Raw genomic sequence first — 457 nt, forward strand, 5'->3', positions numbered from 1 at the left:
CGCGGTGACCAGTGCGCCGAAATCGCGACTGCCGAGGCCGACTATCGCACCGTCGGGCAGCTCTGCCGGCGGCTTGCCGGCCTGCAACGCGCCCAGCAGGGTGCCGATGGACAACCCGCTGTCGGCGAAGCCAGCGCCGCCGGCGACATGCCCGCTACGCAGCGCCCATTGCACCCCGAGGGCGTCGCCGATCTCGCCGGACAGCTCGACGATCGCCGCCTCCACCAGCAGTTGCGCGCGCGGCACGTCGAGCTGGCGGACGATGTCCTCGAGCAGGCCGACATCCTCCGGATCGGCGAGGATCACCAGGGCATTCAGCGATTCGTCGGCGCGCACCAGCAGGCCGCGCTTGCCGCTTCCCCGGCCATCCTGGCCCCGCTCGCCGTGCAGCGATTCGCCGATCTCCCCGAGGGTGGCGGCAAGGGTCTTGGCGTCGCCATGGCGCAGGCGGATCACC

Annotated in this window: 1 protein-coding gene; it reads right to left on the reverse strand. The window is 72.0% G+C overall.

Annotated elements, in window-relative coordinates; translation table 11 throughout:
• The coding region (locus tag FLO80_RS23860; protein WP_281287068.1) for a secretin N-terminal domain-containing protein at positions 1-457 on the reverse strand (457 nt) is incomplete at both ends.

Source organism: Aquicoccus porphyridii (assembly GCF_008369105.1).
In the GTDB taxonomy this organism is placed as follows: domain Bacteria; phylum Pseudomonadota; class Alphaproteobacteria; order Rhodobacterales; family Rhodobacteraceae; genus Aquicoccus; species Aquicoccus porphyridii.